15 protein-coding genes are annotated in these 16,630 nt (G+C 39.5%); 6 read left to right on the top strand and 9 right to left on the bottom strand.

Annotation, left to right across the window (positions count from 1 at the left end):
* Positions 1 to 3: 3 nt before the first annotated feature.
* Positions 4 to 540: a DUF4199 domain-containing protein gene (locus Q0R52_RS26920; RefSeq protein WP_295801203.1), complete on the bottom strand. Its 537-nt coding sequence runs from the start codon at positions 538 to 540 to the stop codon at positions 4 to 6.
* Positions 541 to 659: 119 nt separating this feature from the next.
* Positions 660 to 1,127 carry a LuxR C-terminal-related transcriptional regulator gene (locus Q0R52_RS26915; RefSeq protein ID WP_295801200.1) on the bottom strand — a complete coding sequence of 156 codons (468 nt, stop codon included), beginning with the start codon at positions 1,125 to 1,127 and terminating at the stop codon, positions 660 to 662.
* A gap of 794 nt (positions 1,128 to 1,921) precedes the next feature.
* Between Q0R52_RS26915 and Q0R52_RS26910 the strand changes: the two genes are divergently transcribed.
* Together Q0R52_RS26910 and Q0R52_RS26905 are read left to right on the top strand one after the other, a co-directional pair.
* A complete protein-coding gene (locus Q0R52_RS26910; RefSeq protein WP_295801199.1) occupies positions 1,922 to 2,755 on the top strand; it encodes a M57 family metalloprotease in 834 nt (277 codons plus the stop codon).
* 88 nt (positions 2,756 to 2,843) lie between these two features.
* On the top strand, positions 2,844 to 5,648 hold the full coding sequence (locus tag Q0R52_RS26905; RefSeq protein WP_295801196.1) for a S8 family serine peptidase: 2,805 nt from the start codon (positions 2,844 to 2,846) through the stop codon (positions 5,646 to 5,648).
* A 137-nt stretch (positions 5,649 to 5,785) separates the two neighbouring features.
* Here Q0R52_RS26905 and Q0R52_RS26900 read toward each other — a convergent pair whose 3' ends face one another.
* The 5 genes from Q0R52_RS26900 to Q0R52_RS26880 all read right to left on the bottom strand — a co-directional run bounded on the left by Q0R52_RS26900 (position 5,786) and on the right by Q0R52_RS26880 (position 10,288).
* Positions 5,786 to 6,697 carry an aldo/keto reductase gene (locus Q0R52_RS26900; protein ID WP_295801194.1) on the bottom strand — a complete coding sequence of 304 codons (912 nt, stop codon included), beginning with the start codon at positions 6,695 to 6,697 and terminating at the stop codon, positions 5,786 to 5,788.
* Positions 6,698 to 7,157: 460 nt separating this feature from the next.
* The gene (locus tag Q0R52_RS26895; protein ID WP_295801192.1) at positions 7,158 to 7,811 is read right to left on the bottom strand and encodes a hypothetical protein; all 654 of its coding nucleotides are present in this window, start codon (positions 7,809 to 7,811) and stop codon (positions 7,158 to 7,160) included.
* Positions 7,812 to 7,984: 173 nt separating this feature from the next.
* Positions 7,985 to 8,851, bottom strand: coding sequence for a DUF808 family protein (locus tag Q0R52_RS26890; RefSeq protein ID WP_295801188.1), 867 nt, complete (start codon positions 8,849 to 8,851; stop codon positions 7,985 to 7,987).
* Positions 8,852 to 9,104: 253 nt separating this feature from the next.
* Entirely contained in the window at positions 9,105 to 9,566 is a 462-nt protein-coding gene (locus Q0R52_RS26885) for a hypothetical protein (protein WP_295801185.1), read from the bottom strand.
* 302 nt (positions 9,567 to 9,868) lie between these two features.
* Positions 9,869 to 10,288, bottom strand: a complete 420-nt coding sequence (locus Q0R52_RS26880) for a hypothetical protein (protein WP_295801182.1) — start codon at positions 10,286 to 10,288, stop codon at positions 9,869 to 9,871.
* Positions 10,289 to 10,765: 477 nt separating this feature from the next.
* Between Q0R52_RS26880 and Q0R52_RS26875 the strand changes: the two genes are divergently transcribed.
* Positions 10,766 to 11,254: a hypothetical protein gene (locus Q0R52_RS26875; RefSeq protein ID WP_295801180.1), complete on the top strand. Its 489-nt coding sequence runs from the start codon at positions 10,766 to 10,768 to the stop codon at positions 11,252 to 11,254.
* A gap of 175 nt (positions 11,255 to 11,429) precedes the next feature.
* On the opposite strand, the gene Q0R52_RS26870 is transcribed toward Q0R52_RS26875, so the two are convergent.
* Positions 11,430 to 12,551, bottom strand: a complete 1,122-nt coding sequence (locus Q0R52_RS26870; RefSeq protein ID WP_295801177.1) for a phage integrase SAM-like domain and Arm DNA-binding domain-containing protein — start codon at positions 12,549 to 12,551, stop codon at positions 11,430 to 11,432.
* 768 nt (positions 12,552 to 13,319) lie between these two features.
* Here Q0R52_RS26870 and Q0R52_RS26865 point away from each other — a divergent pair.
* The 3 genes from Q0R52_RS26865 (at position 13,320) to Q0R52_RS26855 (ending at position 15,066) form a co-directional block, all read left to right on the top strand.
* Entirely contained in the window at positions 13,320 to 14,423 is a 1,104-nt protein-coding gene (locus Q0R52_RS26865; RefSeq protein ID WP_295801175.1) for a hypothetical protein, read from the top strand.
* 203 nt (positions 14,424 to 14,626) lie between these two features.
* Positions 14,627 to 14,845, top strand: a complete 219-nt coding sequence (locus Q0R52_RS26860) for a hypothetical protein (protein ID WP_295801172.1) — start codon at positions 14,627 to 14,629, stop codon at positions 14,843 to 14,845.
* Positions 14,845 to 15,066 (top strand): hypothetical protein, encoded by a 222-nt coding sequence (locus tag Q0R52_RS26855; protein WP_295801170.1) that lies wholly within the window; start codon positions 14,845 to 14,847, stop codon positions 15,064 to 15,066. The genes Q0R52_RS26860 and Q0R52_RS26855 overlap by 1 nt, the downstream gene beginning before the upstream one ends.
* 416 nt (positions 15,067 to 15,482) lie before the next feature.
* On the opposite strand, the gene Q0R52_RS26850 is transcribed toward Q0R52_RS26855, so the two are convergent.
* The gene (locus Q0R52_RS26850) at positions 15,483 to 16,619 is read right to left on the bottom strand and encodes an AbiH family protein (protein WP_295801165.1); all 1,137 of its coding nucleotides are present in this window, start codon (positions 16,617 to 16,619) and stop codon (positions 15,483 to 15,485) included.
* Between the last annotated feature and the right edge of the window lie 11 nt (positions 16,620 to 16,630).

The following is a 16,630-nucleotide window of genomic DNA, read 5'->3' as shown; positions in this document are numbered from 1 at the left end:
AATCTATGCGTTTGCTACAATTGGTTTCGATTTCCTTTTAAGTATAAGGGCAGCAATAAGCGATACCACAACCCCAACCGGGACAATCTCTGTATAAGTAAGCATCGCGTTGAAAAACGGGTTTTTATACATTTTGATGTACCCGGCCATTGCTGCCATTTCTTTGTCAATGCGCGCCTGGCTTGCGTGGTTAGTTTTCAGGTCGGCCAACTTTGTCGCGGCGAATTTTTCCATATAATCGGGGATGAAAAAGTAATAGTCAATCAGCCATACCCCCACATACACGGTTGAGGCCACAGCAGTTATCAAAAGCCCTATTTTTACGGCCTTGCCAAAACTAATTGTGCCATCATTATAATTATCCCTAAAATTTTTAACGCCTACAAAAATTAACGAGAAGGCCAGCACCATTGATGCATACCCAAAAAGCAGGCTCTCATTCTCGCTCATATTGACCGTAAAAACCTGCATACCAAATATAAACCACGAAATGCTAATAAGGCCCCCTATAATGCCGCAAGTAACAATTATCTTTTTCATCTTTTCTTTAATTAAGTTTTAAATCCTGTCCAAAATTGCAGTAACGGCTTATGTTTCGGGTCATACTTTTGGGTGATTTTTCAAAAAAAGGCTATTATCATACTAAAGAATGATGCGCATCAGGGTATCAGTCCCAAGCGCTTTGCCATTTCAATGGCTTGTGTGCGCCGTTCTACTTCCATTTTTAAAAAAAGGTTCGAGGTATGGGTTTTTATGGTATTTAATGATACAAACAGCCTTTCAGCAATTTGCTGATTGCTTAACCCATCGGCTATTAATTGTAAAACTTCCAGTTCCCTGGCGCTTAAACGCAGCCGGTTTACTTCAGCTTCGTTTAAAACAAAATTGGACCCTGCGAACACCGTTTTTTCAACTATAATAGTTTCTACCTTTGGCTTTATCAGTTTTATGGCGAGCCATATACCCAGTCCGGTAAAAACCAGCGCTATAGTGCCCGCATAAATTTCAAAAGCATGATCGATAATAATAAAGCGCCATTCCAGCCATTTTAGTAACACCAATAACAAAGCAAGCGATACGCCATAAATTATAATTTGCTTATTCTTTGCAGAAATCATGAACGTCATTGTTGGCTGTTGGATGTTTAAAAATAGGTCTTTATAGCGAATATATCATCATGTTATAACCCCAATTAATTGCACAACAATTCGATTCAATAAGCAGGCCGAATTAAAAAAGTCAACCCGTATTTTGAGTTGACTTTTTTTGATTAATTACCGGTTTAAATAAATTGGTAACGCTTTCCAGAAAATTTACCGGAGGCGGCAAAAATTAGGTTATCTGAAATACAGAGATTTAATTTGATATGATAATAAAGGTTCATTTCCGAACGATTTTCACTAGTGCTTAAATCAATCAGTTTAATGATTTTAAAATATTTACATACGGTATTTCAATTATAAAATTTACAGTCCCGGGCCTTTATCAGGCAGATTTTTCCTTTTAATCAGATAATTTATCGTGGATTTGGTGCCGAAAAACAGGCCATATGCGGGCGAAAAATTCAAAAAATACAAAATTTGTTGAATTTTTTTTCAACATTTTTCGAGGTTTGATTTGTCGCTTTTGTTTTGAAATTCATAGCATACCGGGTAATAAATAGTGAAAAAAAATGCTGTTTAGTTTAACTAAAACGAATATTTGTACTTATTTATTAATCGGTATTGCCCGTGTAACTGCTACACGTTGCAGGTGTCTTTTTTAGTTTATGGGCAATATAAATGTATCTATGATTAAAATATTTATTAAATATTAAATTAATGTTGATCCGATTTAATATATTTATCGTAAGAACAACAGGCTGGCCAGCTAATGATTGTTTAAGTATTAATTAACTAGTAACAAATAACAGTACCGACAAATGAAAAAACAACTCTTACTTAAAATTGGGGTATGCATGGTATGTGCAGCTTCATTGCTACCAGCTTGTACTAAAAATAATCAGGGCGTCGAAAAAAAGGCTGACCCTACACTAGTCTCAGCCGCCGTTACCCAGAAGATCTCCGATCTTGGTTTTAGCACAGATGATGTGCGCAAGGTGGGTGATAATTACCTGGTAGAAGGCGATATCATGTTAACCCCGGCGAACCTTTCGGAGGTCAGCACCAGCCCAACCCTGAGGATTGCTGAAACAGAGCAGTACCGGACGACCAACCTGGTTAAAAGTCTTCCACGAACCATTACTGTGTCCATTTCAAATTTGCCTACAGTTTATGCTACAGCCACAGCTAACGCTGTAGCACGCTATAACGCGTTAAACCTTTCGCTTAAATTCCAGGTGGTAAGCAGCGGCGGTGCCATCCAAATCATTGGTTTTAACCAGGGTCCAAGCGGTGGTTTCATCACCTTAGGATCTTCGGGTTTCCCAACTTCATCCGGCAACCCTTACAATCAGATCCAGCTTAACACCAATGCGCAGGCTTATGGAACTAATCCTGATGTAGGATATGTTACTTCCGTAATTCAGCACGAAATGGGGCATTGCATAGGCTTCCGTCATACCGATTACTTTAACCGTGCCTTAAGTTGCGGCGGAGCTAAAAGTAATGAGGGTACTGCGGGTATCGGGGCTGTTCATATCCCTGGTACACCAACCAAAACTTTTGATGCGGCTTCATTCATGCTGGCCTGCTCAAACGGTACCGACCGTACATTTAACGCGAATGATGTAATAGCATTGGATTATTTGTACTAAAATTTTTATCGTATTGCTTCTTATTGATCAACAAAGTAGTTTTACTAACTAAAGGGGAGCATAACTCCCCTTTAGTTTATTATGCAGTATGATTAAAAAATCACTTTGTTTTGTTCTGGTATTTTTATGCTTTCAACTCGCCCTGGCACAAAAGCCAATGAGCGATAAAGCTATTGCCGGGCTTTATAAAAGTGCACCTGCGGCCAGGTTATTAAACACCAGTAACGATATTAACTATTACCTGGTTAAATTTAAGGAACCTGCTAAGGTTGATATTAAAAAACTCCGCCTTGTAAAAAGAGTATCCTATAATTTTTATGTAGTAGCATCGGCTGCTGATTTATCAGGCGATAAAAACATACAGGAAGCCACACCCGTAGGCTCATTGTGGAAAGCCACGGATAATTTGTTGCTGCTTTTACAAAAACATCCTTCCAGCAAGCAATCTGTCGACTTATCAATCACTTCCAGCAGCGATTCGGTAATAACAGCTATTAAAAAATATGGTGAAATAACCGTTCAAACCGCAAATACAATCACGGTAAACCTGGCCTTACAACGCCTGCCTGATCTGTTACAAGAGCCGTATGTTATTTTTGCAAATGTTACCCGCAAGGCTCATGCCGAACTGGTAATTAATGATATTGACCTGGGTGTAAACCATATCTCGGCTATCGCCGATAATTATCCTGCTATTAACGGCAGCGGTATAAACATTGGCATTAAAGAACAGCGTTATGATGATGACCTTGATTTGCTTGGCCGCTCGTTCAACTCGTTCCAGGCGGCGGCTATTACTTCAGGGCATGCCACCACTATGGCTACCCTAATTGGGGGCAACGGCAATTCATTTATCCGGGGACTTGGCGCAGCACCGAAAGTAAGATTCACCTCATCCGACTTTGCCCGCCTGATGCCAGATAGTACCGCCATTTTTAAAGCCTTTGATATTGGCGTACAAAACCATTCTTACGGCACCGGTATCGAGAATTATTATGGGGCCGAGGCTGTTGCTTATGACCAGCAAGTGATGGAGAATGATTCGATCACCCATGTGTTTTCGTCAGGAAATATCGGCACATCAGCGTCTGCAACAGGGGTATACAATGGCATTGCAGGCGTAGCCAATCTCTCAGGCACCTTTAAGCAAGCAAAAAATGTGCTGGTTGTTGGCGGCACCGACCGCAGGGGTGTCCCGGAAGATCTAAGTTCGGCCGGCCCGGCATATGATGGCCGTATTAAGCCCGAACTGGTAGCTAATGGCGATGACGGCACGTCGGGTGCGGCAGCCTTAGTTTCGGGGGCGGTGGTGCTATTGCAACAGGCTTATAAAATGCAAACCGGCCAATTACCCTCAGCTGCGCTGATGAAAAGTGTGCTCATTAATTCAGCAGATGATATTGGCCTGCCCGCTGTAGACCATAAAACAGGTTATGGGCAGTTAAACGCCCTGGAAGCTTTGCGCACTGTTAATGAAGATCGTTTTAAAAAAGGATCTTTAAACAATGGGCAACAGGCTGATTATACCATAAACGTTCCGCCAGGCACCGGCGAATTTAAAGTGTCATTAGCCTGGAACGATCCACCGGCGGCACTGAATGCTCCTACGGCCCTGGTCAATGATCTTGACCTGTCAGTAACCACCCCCAATGGACAAAACCTGCTACCATGGACGCTGAGCTCGTACCCGTCGGTTGATTCATTAACGAAACCGGCTATACGCCAAAGAGACACCTTGAACAATACAGAACAAGTAACTTTGCAGAACCCTGCTGCTGGTAACTATACTATTCATGTAAAGGGCGCTAAAGTGGCAGCCGGTTCACAAACTTTTTATATTGCGCACCAGGCGGTAAAGGCAAACACTTTTGAGTGGACCTATCCGGCAGGTCGTGACCAGCTTTTTGCGACTGAAGAGAACTACCTGCGCTGGCAAAGTTCATTCGACGTGACGTCAGGAAAGCTGAGCGTAAGTTACGACCATGGCACCACCTGGAAAGCCATCAGCGACATCACCCTAAAAGATAAATACTACGACTGGACCGCCCCCGATGCCTTTATATTGGCTATGCTTAAAATGGATATTAACGGGCATGTATTTACCAGCAAAGAGTTTGTTATTTCAAGACCTTTAAACCTGGAGGTAGGATATAACTGTACCGATGGTACTTTACTTCACTGGAAAGTTCAGCCGGGTAGTAAAGGCTATGTTATTTACAACATTAAAGATAACTTACTGCATCAATTTACTAATGTAACTGATACTACTATTATTATACCCGCCCAGCAACAGTCATCATCGTATTTTGCGGTGAGCGCACTGGGTGACGGTTTCGAGGGAATAAAAAGCCTTACAATTGATGCCACTACCCAGGGTGTAGGCTGCTATATCCGAACCTTGCTGGCCACTGTAGTAAATAATACCATAGCGCTCGACCTGCAGGTAGGCAGTGTGGTAAACCTCAAATCCATCGGTTGGGAAAAACTGACCGGTTATAACACCTATGTAACATTGGGTACAACAACAGTTAATTCTGCATTAGCCTATCAGTTTATAGATGCCAATCCTAAAAAAGGGATTCAGTATTATCGGGCAAAACTAATTACCGATGATGGTAAAATCATTTATTCTGACCTCGCCGATGCCACATTTTTACAACCCAGTCAATTTACTGTATTTCCCAACCCGGTAAGCACCCAGGTAAATATATTGAGTGGCGATATCAATAACTACGAGTTTAAGCTTTATGATGCCGGCGGAAGGTTAGATCTGGATAAGGCCCTTAATGGATTGCAAAATACTTTCCGACTGAACGTTAATCCCGGAGTCTATATTTATGTAATAACGCTGCAAGGGAAAATTGTTTCACAGGGCAAACTGATCAAAATTTAGAGCCTGCTGCCTGCAATTAATTTAAAATAGCTTTATTGATAAGCGAACCTATTCGTTTGCGCCCGCATATTAATTATCATAATTAGATGATACTAATACACAAAACCAATGGGTCGCCTATTGTTTGATTTTACCACTCAATTACCTCGTGCGATGAAACCCGGGACGCCAGTCTTCACTACCTCATTGAACCTCTGCCTGGTCTCAATGCGGCTGATTTCATCAAAGGCATCTTGCGGCAGAGAAGAGATGTCAAAATTCTCGCGCGCGCGGGCCGCAGTTTTTGGCGTGGTAAGCAAAGCGGTACCACGCTGCAGAGCCCAGGCCAACAGCACCTGAGCTGGCGTCTTTCCAACCCGCTCAGCAATGGCCGTAATGACCGAATCTTCGAGTGGCCCTGGTTTTATTCCGTGACCCAATGGCGCAAAAGCCAAAAACACGATATCCTTCTCCTTGCAGAATTCCAAAAGCTCCGTTTCCGGCAAGTACGGATGTGCTTCTACCTGGACCACTGCCGGTTTAATTCTCGCCGATTCATAGATGGGCAATAATTCTTTCAGGCTTATGTCAGATAATCCGATCGCCCGGCACCTACCATCGTCCACCAGGCTCTCCATCGCCTTCCATGTGTCGGCCAAAGTCACATCGCGGTCGTAAATAACATTACCGTTTTGATCCCGTGGGTCTTGCTCATCTCCGGGTTGAAATGCAAATGGCGTGTGAATGAGATAGAGATCCAGGTAGCTGAGCCGGAGTCTGTTCAGGCTCGCCTCAAATGCCGGCTGAACGTATTCGGGCCGATGATTGGTATTCCACAACTTTGTGGTAACAAAGATGTCCTCGCGGGCTAGTCCGCCAGCCGCAAGTCCTGCCTGCAAGGCCTCGCCCACCTCGCGCTCGTTTCGGTATCGTTCCGCACAATCGAAATGTCGAAACCCAGCATCCAGCGCGTCCATGGTAGCACTTATCGTCGCAGCCGCACTTGGAATCAGGGTGCCAAATCCAAGCAGAGGCATATTTATACTATTATTTGTTGTCACCTTTTTCATGATATATCTTGTCGTGTTTCTCTTTTTGTTGACTAACCCGGTTAATATAGGCCGGACACTAAAAGACTTAAGTGTCCACGTATTACATATTTTTTAACCGCACAACAAAGTTCGGCAGGAAATTTCAGGGGGCTATGTGACCTACATCACATTTGAAGAGAGATAAGATTTTAGTTCAAAAAACCTGTTCTACAATCACATTTTATACCAATACAAAAAAAATTGTAATAGAAGATTATGGGCTAAATGGAGAATACCCATTGCAGGAACTATATAAAATTGTTTATAAATCTAACCTCTTGTTTTAACCAGGAATTTTAAGAGCCTTCAGACTTTCGTCTGTAGGCTCTTGATTTCTTTTTGCCGTTCCTTAGACCGCAAAAAACAAACGGCTCTATCATTGATTCGTATAGTTTAACTGAATTCCGTAAATTGCACTTAATGCGCCCGTGCCGATTCTTTAGCGATTATAGACGACAACTGCTTTATATTTTTTATGCGGGGCAATAGGCAAAGTTATCAAGAATGCCGGCATTGAAAAAAGCCCAACGGTAACACCAGGCTTTCTGACAGGGCTGTTATAAGGCAAAAACACACACGCAAGTCCTGCTATTGCCGTAAAAATGCTTACGGTATTTACAGTACCATAAATTTGCGCGGCTCTTGCTTTCCGCAACGCCAAAGGATTATCCCGCACATTTTCAATAAGGCTTTTATTGTCAAAATCAACGATCTCAGACTGTCCTTCTTTTTGCAAATAAAAATTATAAAAGGCATGTGCAGAAGTCCTGGTGGTTGAGTAAGTGTAAACCATACCGCCAAAACGTTTCAATAATATCAATTTTCCGTAGTATACACCTTCGTAAAGTTCACCATTTTTTAAGCTATAATAAGACTCGCCTATCTTTATTGCGCTAACATTGGTTAGCTGGTATGTGGCCGTATCTGCAGTTACCTTATCATCATTGATACTTACAGATGCCGCATCGATGTGTTTACCGCTGGTTGTTACAACGTAATTCGAAGTTTTATTTTGTAATCCTTTCGTAACCAAATGTGTGCTGCAAGATGCAAATAGAAAGAGACATAATAATAGGGTGAAGCTTTTTTTCATATTTGTGAAAGGGTACGATTGGTTAGAAATACAACTCCCCAAATATGCATTAAAACCATTGTATTGCAAAAATGATAATCTTTTGAACTACCCTCAATTATTTTATCGCTGATCTAACGCAGCACTACAAAACCCGAACTCTTTTATGGCTGATTTGTATGGTGTGGAGGGGATCATTTCTTAAAAAATGGCAATATCTTTCGCCCCCCCATTAGTATAGCTACCATAATCAAGCCGGCAGCCAATCCTATTATGAGCTCTCTGATCAGTGATGGCAGGTTTGGCAATAAATGATGTAAATATTCGATATTGTGAGCGAAAATGCCACCTGAAACCAGGATTAAAGCGAATGTCCCGACTACACTTAACAGCTTAATAATAACCGGTAGCGATTTAACCAGTAAAACACCCACGGCCGAAAAGAAACCTTTGTTATGAGCGCGTTCAATCAATTTATAGCCGGCGTCGTCCAACCTGACAATAATTGCAACTATGCCATAAACGCCTATCGTTGCCAGGAATGCAACAACCGAAACGGTTATTCCCTGTATCAACAGGCTCCTTTCTGTGACAGCCCCCAGCGCAATAATTACGATCTCTATAGACAGAATGAAGTCGGTTGTTATAGCCGATTTAATTTTTGCTTTTTCGGCGCCGGTATCGTTTTGTTCGCTTTCTTTAATTACCTGGTGTGCCGCTTTTGAACGATGAAAAAGGTATTCGATTATTTTTTCGACTCCCTCATAAGCCAGGTAAAAGCCTCCTAAAACCAGGGCAATTTTAACACCCAACGGAAAAAACACACTTAACAATAATGCAATGGGGACAATAATGACTTTATTAACTAATGAGCCTTTTGTAATGGCCCATAGTACAGGCAATTCACGCGACGATAAAAAACCTGTAGCTTTTTCTGCGTTCACGGCCAGGTCATCGCCCAATATGCCTGTGGTTTTACTCGCCGCAACTTTAGTTGTCGCCGCAACATCATCCATCAAAGCGCCTATATCGTCCAAAATCGCAAAAAAGCCTGATGCCATGTTTGTTTTTTGTTGCAGGCTGTAAAATATAAATTAAACCTGGTTTTGTGCTATAATTTATGTAATCCGGCAATTATAGGTTAAACACAACAGAATAAAAGAGCGCTCAACTTTTCAGCTAAAGGATTGTAGCTTTTTCAATGTCTTTTAGACTACAAAGCCCGAACTCTTTTATGGTTAATTTGTACTGTGCGGTGCAATTGATAATGATGTACGGTGTTTGATGACATTGACCATAAACTGAAAGCATGAACTATTTATTGTCAAACTGCTCTTTAAACCGCATATATTCTAAAAATCGGTCGCTCGACATATTTAGTAACAGTTCGCATTTATCAGCATAGTTATTAGGATATTGTTTTTGGAAATAATTGATTATTAAATAAGATGTCGTTGGGTGTTCAAAATCTTTCGGTAAAAAAGTTAGATCCCTGTTTTTTTCTCGCTTGTACATCGTTCGCCACATATTATACATGTAAAAATAATTAAGTACAATTTTGAGGGAAAAGTTTTCTAAATCAATTTCAGTGATTAACGAATTGGCTTTACCCTGATAATAATCTTTTACAATTTTGTAATTTTTTTCAATTACAGACTTGGTTTCTTCATAAGTCTGGTTACGTACCAGGTAAGATCCTATCTTGGTTATTACGCGCAAACCACCATTCTCCAATTGTAAATCTATGTTTAGGTTGTCATCAATATCTAAGGTCATTTTTATAATTATTAATGTTGGTTATGGCGTTAAAGTCAACTTGCTAAACCCAGCCTGGAATTAAAGTGTATAAAGTTAAATTTTCGACACTTAGACCAGCTATTTTATTTGCCCTCCTTGATCTGTTGAAAATCTTCTTTTTTCGTAAAATATGCCAGCCCTAAAACTAGGGCTATTGTAGTGGCAAACGTAATTTTCTGCATTATTGGTAAATACTTAACACTACCAGAGCCATAAAGGTATAGCGTATAATAAAACACAAGGAGCCAAACAATACATAGCCATTTAAATAAATGCAGCCTCTACTTTAAAACAAAAACAGTGATATAAAACATCCCTATAAGAAACATTGTACTAGCGATAGTAATCATGATATCGTGCAATGGGGTCGCTATTAAAAAAGCAAAAAACATACCACCGACCCCTACATATTTTACTATTTTGGAGGCGCCCTTTGCCGGTATTTTCTTTGAAAATTCAACAAAGAATATAGCAAAGCTAGCCGAAAAGAAAATCATTCCTCCTATAGCCCAAAAACGAGCTGAATTGTATGATCCATTAACAGCATTTTTACCGAAAAGATTACTTATATAATTGTTCTTCCAGTCAAACCCAACGGAGTTTTTGTCAACTTGCGACCCACCGGGATAGTGCCATGTAGCTATAAATAGCAACAATATCGAAATAATTATTCCCAATAGAATTGAATGTTTTTTTAGCATACAATATTGATTTAGAAATATTAAACTCTTGTACAAAAGTATTTCAATATCGCATTAAGATTTATGATTTACAACGGACAAATTACCGAACCGCTCTTTAAAAAAAAAGCCTTCAGATTTTCATCTAAAGGCTTTCAATAATCTTTCCCATGCCGTTCACATGGATGGGTGTGAATGAGATCTCAAAGACCCCAATTTCCAATAACTTTATTGAAGATTTACAGCTATTAATTGACCCAATGGCATAATAAACACAGATTTAAATATGGCGACGGGAAGTGTTTCAAGCTAAAATCAAAAATTAGTCCTAATGAAACAGATCATATACTCCTTGACTTTCAGAGAATATATAACTTAAGCTTTTAATATTTTACTATTGCTTGCATTAAATGTTCTAAATTTATGATATTTAATTCCCAACCAAATATTCATTAATCGTAGACGAAACCCAAAATGTTTAACCAAACCTTATATTTAATGGAAATGACCGAGATGGTTGATAATACCATTAAACGACTACAAATTGAAAGGCCCACTTTTAAAATTTACACTACAAGCATTTGGACGGACCCTGATGCGGCCGTAAGCTCAATTAACTTCGATAGTAAGGAAAACTCTCTTAAAAAAGTGGCAGAATCCAATAATTGGAATAAAAAATATTACGACCAATATTTAGCTGAAGGGGATATCGAACAAGCGGAACTATTTAAGCCGAATCAGTATACAAGAATTTGCAATCCTGCAGATTTTGAATTAAGAGACTTTGAGCAAGTTTCTCATCAAAGCTTCTCCGAAGGGTGGGAAAGTGAAACTGAAGGGGAATGCTGGACAGAAATTGAACCAGCTTTGATCGAAATTGGCAATTATGCTTTTTCAAAAATTAAAGAATTAAATATAGAAGATGGCTTTGAATTAGCGATAAATAGTAACGAGGATTGGTATGATAAGACATGGCCGTTACCGTGATATACTATAATAATTTGTTATCAAATCAACAGGCCTTCAGAAAATCTGAAAGCCTGTTTGAAAATATCCCACATGGGATATTTCGGTGGTACTTAGACTACAAAACTCGAACTCTTTTATGGGTGATTTGCATTGTGTGGCGGGTTTGGAGGAGATTTAAGCGCTATTTAAATAATCACTTAATGGCTTTCCAATCTACAGTATCGTGATCTTCATAATAATCGGCAATATGCCCAATATCATAAAGTGTAGGTTCAGATTTTATCCCAAGCGCATTTAAATAATCCCGATACTCGTGGTAGCTAGCAAAGCCCTTTTCAATGCGTTTTCCAGGTATTATTATATGCCACGATTGGTTAACATCAACGCCGTGAAAAATGCTATTTATACTATATATAAATATTATTCCACCTTCCACATTAGCCTTTTTAATATTGGAAAATCCTGTATCGCCATCCTTTCCATCTAAATTCATACTCCAACCAAGTTCCTTACTTGTAATTATGGCCTCGTAAGGTTTTATAAACGGTATTCTAGCGGAGTCCCATTCCCCTTTCTCGGTATAAAACTTATCAACTGTTGAGGCACTTGTGCAAGATAATAAGCAAGCGATATTGAGGGCTATTTTGATGACCTCTTTCTTCTCGATGCTGAATCCCGCAAAGGGGTCGCTTTTGATCCAGCCCCTGCGCACACAATCCAGCACAATCCTTTTAAAGTTGGAAATGTATTTTGCGACACTGTTGGGCCCGCATTTCTTTACGGATTTCAGCCAATAATTAAAGTCAACAATAAAGCTATAATCAAGCTGTTTCAGGGTAAGGTCGGGTTTACCGTATTTGAACTTGATAAATGCTTCAGCATGACTGTACGAAGTTTTGTACTTTAAGTAAGTAGCATGGGCATAGTCACCCGTTCCGATCAGCGTTTTGATTTTATCATTGTGTTCCTTGAAAAGCGCGAGAATATACCGGTTATCTGCGCTGTGTCCCAAAAGCACCTCTTTAATTGCAGCAGCGGAGATTTCCTTTCCTCTTTCCAGTAAGCCGGTCTTGGCAACATGAATGGCGATCACCAGCGCTTCCAGCTGATGATTTAATGTTTTGGCATCTTCCCTGTTGCCTGATGCTCTTCCGGCAGAAGCGTTCCATTTGTCGGGATGCCATAGGTTCTTTGTAGAAAGTTCCTTGGAGAGGCCATCTACGGTAATTCTCAGATAGACATACCTTAGTCCATCCTGATTTTGATTTTTTGTCTGCTTTAAGAAAAAGAACAGACCAAAGCTTTGTTCCAGCATAACGATTTTTTTAAGAGTTAAAAATCGAAATACAGTTTGCTCAAATCAAGATGTTATATGGCATGAACATGTTGCAAATCAGATACTTATGTCGTTTCGCCTGCGTCTTTTTTGCTAAAATAAAAGACGCCACGATTGACGCAAGTTGATTTCAGGCATTATTATAAATTTTGGTGATTCTCCCAAAAAGAAAAAAGCCTGCAATCTATGATTTGCAGGCTTTTAAAGCTTTCACTCGACTAATCTGTGTCCCCGCAAGGACTCGAACTTTTTGGCTTTCTGGGTCAGAATCAACGATTTTGACACCCCTTAAACCGATGACGCCACGAATGACGCAAGTTCTTTTAAATTATAATTTACAAAGCGCACCACATTGCTGTGGTTCTTTCAGTGGTCCCGACGAGAATCGAACGTGACCTTTCAAATATGCTTTAAACGCGGTTTTTGGCGTTTTTTATAGTAAAAATTGCTTGCTGACTCACCAAATTTTCAGTCGTTTTTGGTTGCAAATTCTATGGTATAAATTTCGGCAATTTTAACATAAATAGCAATAGAAAGTTCAAACAAAATACAAGCATTAGTGAAATATAGATTGCAGGCGAACCCCTTTTTTTTCCGATAGAAAAGGAAGCAATAGGGTAGTTCAATTTTATATAAATCTTTAACCATATCATTAATATTTTTACCTTGCGGTTAGGTGACGAAAGGTTTGTAACATTAACGTTCCACCTGATAATTTAGTAAATAATACCTAACCTGACCTGCATTATGATTTTTATCCTTATAATAACTGGCGCACTATTAATAATCATCGGAATTGCGAGAAAATCCGCTAAAAAACCTTCTGGAAAACCAGTGCCCGCAAAAGCCCATGTGCCACAAGAACTAGTAGATATCGAAACTACCACATCTGGAAATACCACGACGTTTTCCGTCAAACTCAACGAGAATGAACTGAAGCGCCGCATGGAAAACGGCACATTAAACATTAGTGAAAAACGGGAAGCGCGGGTGGAAGATATTGCCGGGTTCTACGGACAACAAAGAAAATCGCCGGATGGCCGCTTTATTGTTTTGGCGGCAGATAGCTATGAGCTTAATGGCAAAAATAAAAAAGGGCAACTGGCATTGTTAAATGATAAGCAGTTGCTTTTTAGGGTAAGCTTACAGCGCCCCAATGACGCCCATGTCAGCAACAATGGTATTGTGATTTGCTGTGACTGGCTAAATTCAGAAGCGTTGACAGGTAAATTCCTGGTATTTAACAATTCGGGGGAAGTCATCTTTAGTAAGAAAACAACAGCCAACCTCGGCAATTGCGCACTTAGCGAAAATGGGCTATTTGCACTTTTTGAAACCTATGGTTCAGATACAGGGCATTCTAACCAGATTTTTATTATGGATATCGCGCAGAGAGCAATTTTGGCCCAATTTGAGAGGCCATATGCCTTCAATACTGCCACGATCATCGAGCAGCAGAAACAGATTATTCTCAAGAACCACAAAGGGTTCACCTTTGAAATTGACTTTGAGGGCCAACAACTCAAACGGGGAAATTATGAAAAACAGATTTTAGCCAAAGGTTCGATATACGATAAGATGATCCTATACGAAGATAAAAGCGAGGATGAAAAATTCGCTGATGCTCAATATTTGCAATTACTCGAAAAGGCGGTCAATGACAAGGACGCGTCATATAGCTTTGGTGTCGATAAGATCTACCGTAAAATTGGTGAGTATTACGAGGCTAATAACCAGTTTGATAAAACAATTGAGTTTTGGGAAAAGGCTTTTGCGCTTAATCCCAAAATCGGTATCTCCCGTAAACTGGAAAACTTAAAAAAGAAAGTTGCATTAGTGACAAAACGTTGAAACAAACACATCGAATCAGTGAAAAAAATGAAGGGGAAATTAGGCTAAATATTACAGTCCCGTTTGGGCGATTCTAAAATGCCACTCGGACGAAACTTAAACTGACACAGACCTATTAGACCTTTTTAAGACCGTATAGTCGAGAAAACTTAACCTTGTGAGTCAGCAGTACGTCGTTTATAGTTCTAAACCACAACAATTATATGGAAAAGGAAAATATTAAAATAGTCTTTCAACATTACATTCCGCAAGAATTAATAACTGACTTTAATAAGCTGGGGCTAAGCAAAAAAATTAATGCCGAAATTGAGATAAGCAAATTGCGTAAAACTGCTTATAACAATTTCAATGGCCCTGATATCTCTGATATAATTATTTACCTCGAAAAACACAAATTAGAACAGCCGCTGAAGTGGGCATAATGGTCGGGTATGATTTACTTAAAGGAGGGATCAAACTACTTTGGACAGGCATATCAAAGTTGGCAATTAAAATATTGACAGCCGGGCATGAAGCTCAGGATAAAGACAAAACGATCACTTTAAAAGTAACTTGTGATGATAAGATTATAGAAGTTGTTTTTGATGGTATAGCTGACGAAGCAGAAAGTGAAAAAATTATGATAAAGCTTTTGAATTTTTAAACTCTGCCCAACCCCATGAGCTATTTAAGAAGCCAAATTTCGTAATTGAAAAGAGTAAACCTACCATTACCCTTGTATATAATAGGATCACAAAACAATATGAGCCGATTAATTTTGAAAAAAACAGGCAAGCGGTTCGTGATATTGAAAAGTCGGCAGATGAAAACTTGAGCAGTTGATTTTTTTTCAGCCAGGAAATATCTAAAATGGGCCCTCCCCGTTGTTTTCAAAATCATCATTTATGAACGTTTAGACCAAGCCCAAAAAGAGGCTTAGGAGATAATATCAAAAAATATTCCCGGCCAGGCAAATCATCTGCCTATAATTTTCTTCAACTAAGGCATCTTCGAAAAGCGGTAACCCTTCCGGTGCAAAACAGAAATGCGTTTCGCAATAAATTTTCTGGACAATTAAGGTTAACGAATTATTTGTGGCATAGGTGATGATTTGTCAAAAGGCACTATTTTTTTTCGCATGACGGCTTTATTCCTGAAATGGCGGGCAATTTCCTGTGTGAGGGTGGTGTAATTATTATCACCGTTATGATGTTGATGGTAAAAAAATTTGATCGATTTACACTGTTCGTGCTCGAAAATCATGTTTAGCATTGTTCGGTCCGATAAACCGCAGGAATGCCCGAGAATATAAACCTGAAATTCTTCGGCATCAATGAAACGGATGAGATCCTGATAATTACTGGTTTTAAAATACCAAAATGACTTAATGTATTCGAAGAATCCTTTGGTGATATCTAATTCCATTTTAGAATAGTTATCGTCCAGTTCATCACCAAAACCAAAAATTATCGGATTTCGAGCTACATTGATCTCACCATGAATATGATTAATCCGGATGGAGTTTGAATGTACATGCGTGTTCTTGCCTAAGCGGTACTGTGCCGCAGTCTGTGTATAGTTGAAGTTTAAAATATGTACCTGGTCAGGAAATTCATCTTCTTTCAGGAGATTAGGAAGGACAATATCCTTTCTTTTGAAATTCTCTATAATCAGAGACTTATAGCCATCTACTGCCGGTGCAATTGGTAGTTGTGACAAATATTGCTCCAGATATTTTATGACCTCGGCCATGGAAACGTTTATATTTTGGAGCAATTCTTCTTTGTTCTTCGTAACGTTAGTACTGAGAACGATTTTAAGTAAGAGATAAAACTCATTTTCAATATCGACCCAACGACTCGCCGAACAATTAGCCAGCAGATTTTCCAACAAGATGGATTTTACGGTTACAACAAAAGTGGTTTCCCAATGATTTTGCCAGCCTTTGGTCTGAAAGGTTTTATTGGTTATTAGTTCGGTGAAGCCTCTTTCATAAAAAAGGTCAATAAGTTCAGCCTCAGTACGGACTTTCCCATCGAAATAAATCTCTTCCGCAAGGTTTGTCTTTTCGACCTTCAGCAATATATCTTCATATTTAAATGATTTACCTGCTATTACAAGCGCCTGATTCAGGTACCACTTTAAAAAGTCATTATAGCTGGTTTTCAGGCCGTGTGCAAGGTCAAAACCATTGCCGATAAGTATGAGGCGGTTCATATAATAAATTT

The sequence above is a fragment of the Mucilaginibacter sp. genome (assembly GCF_025359345.1).
In the GTDB taxonomy this organism is placed as follows: domain Bacteria; phylum Bacteroidota; class Bacteroidia; order Sphingobacteriales; family Sphingobacteriaceae; genus Mucilaginibacter.
Note: the sequence above shows the minus strand (reverse complement) of the source record. Positions and strands in the feature narration are given on the sequence as shown.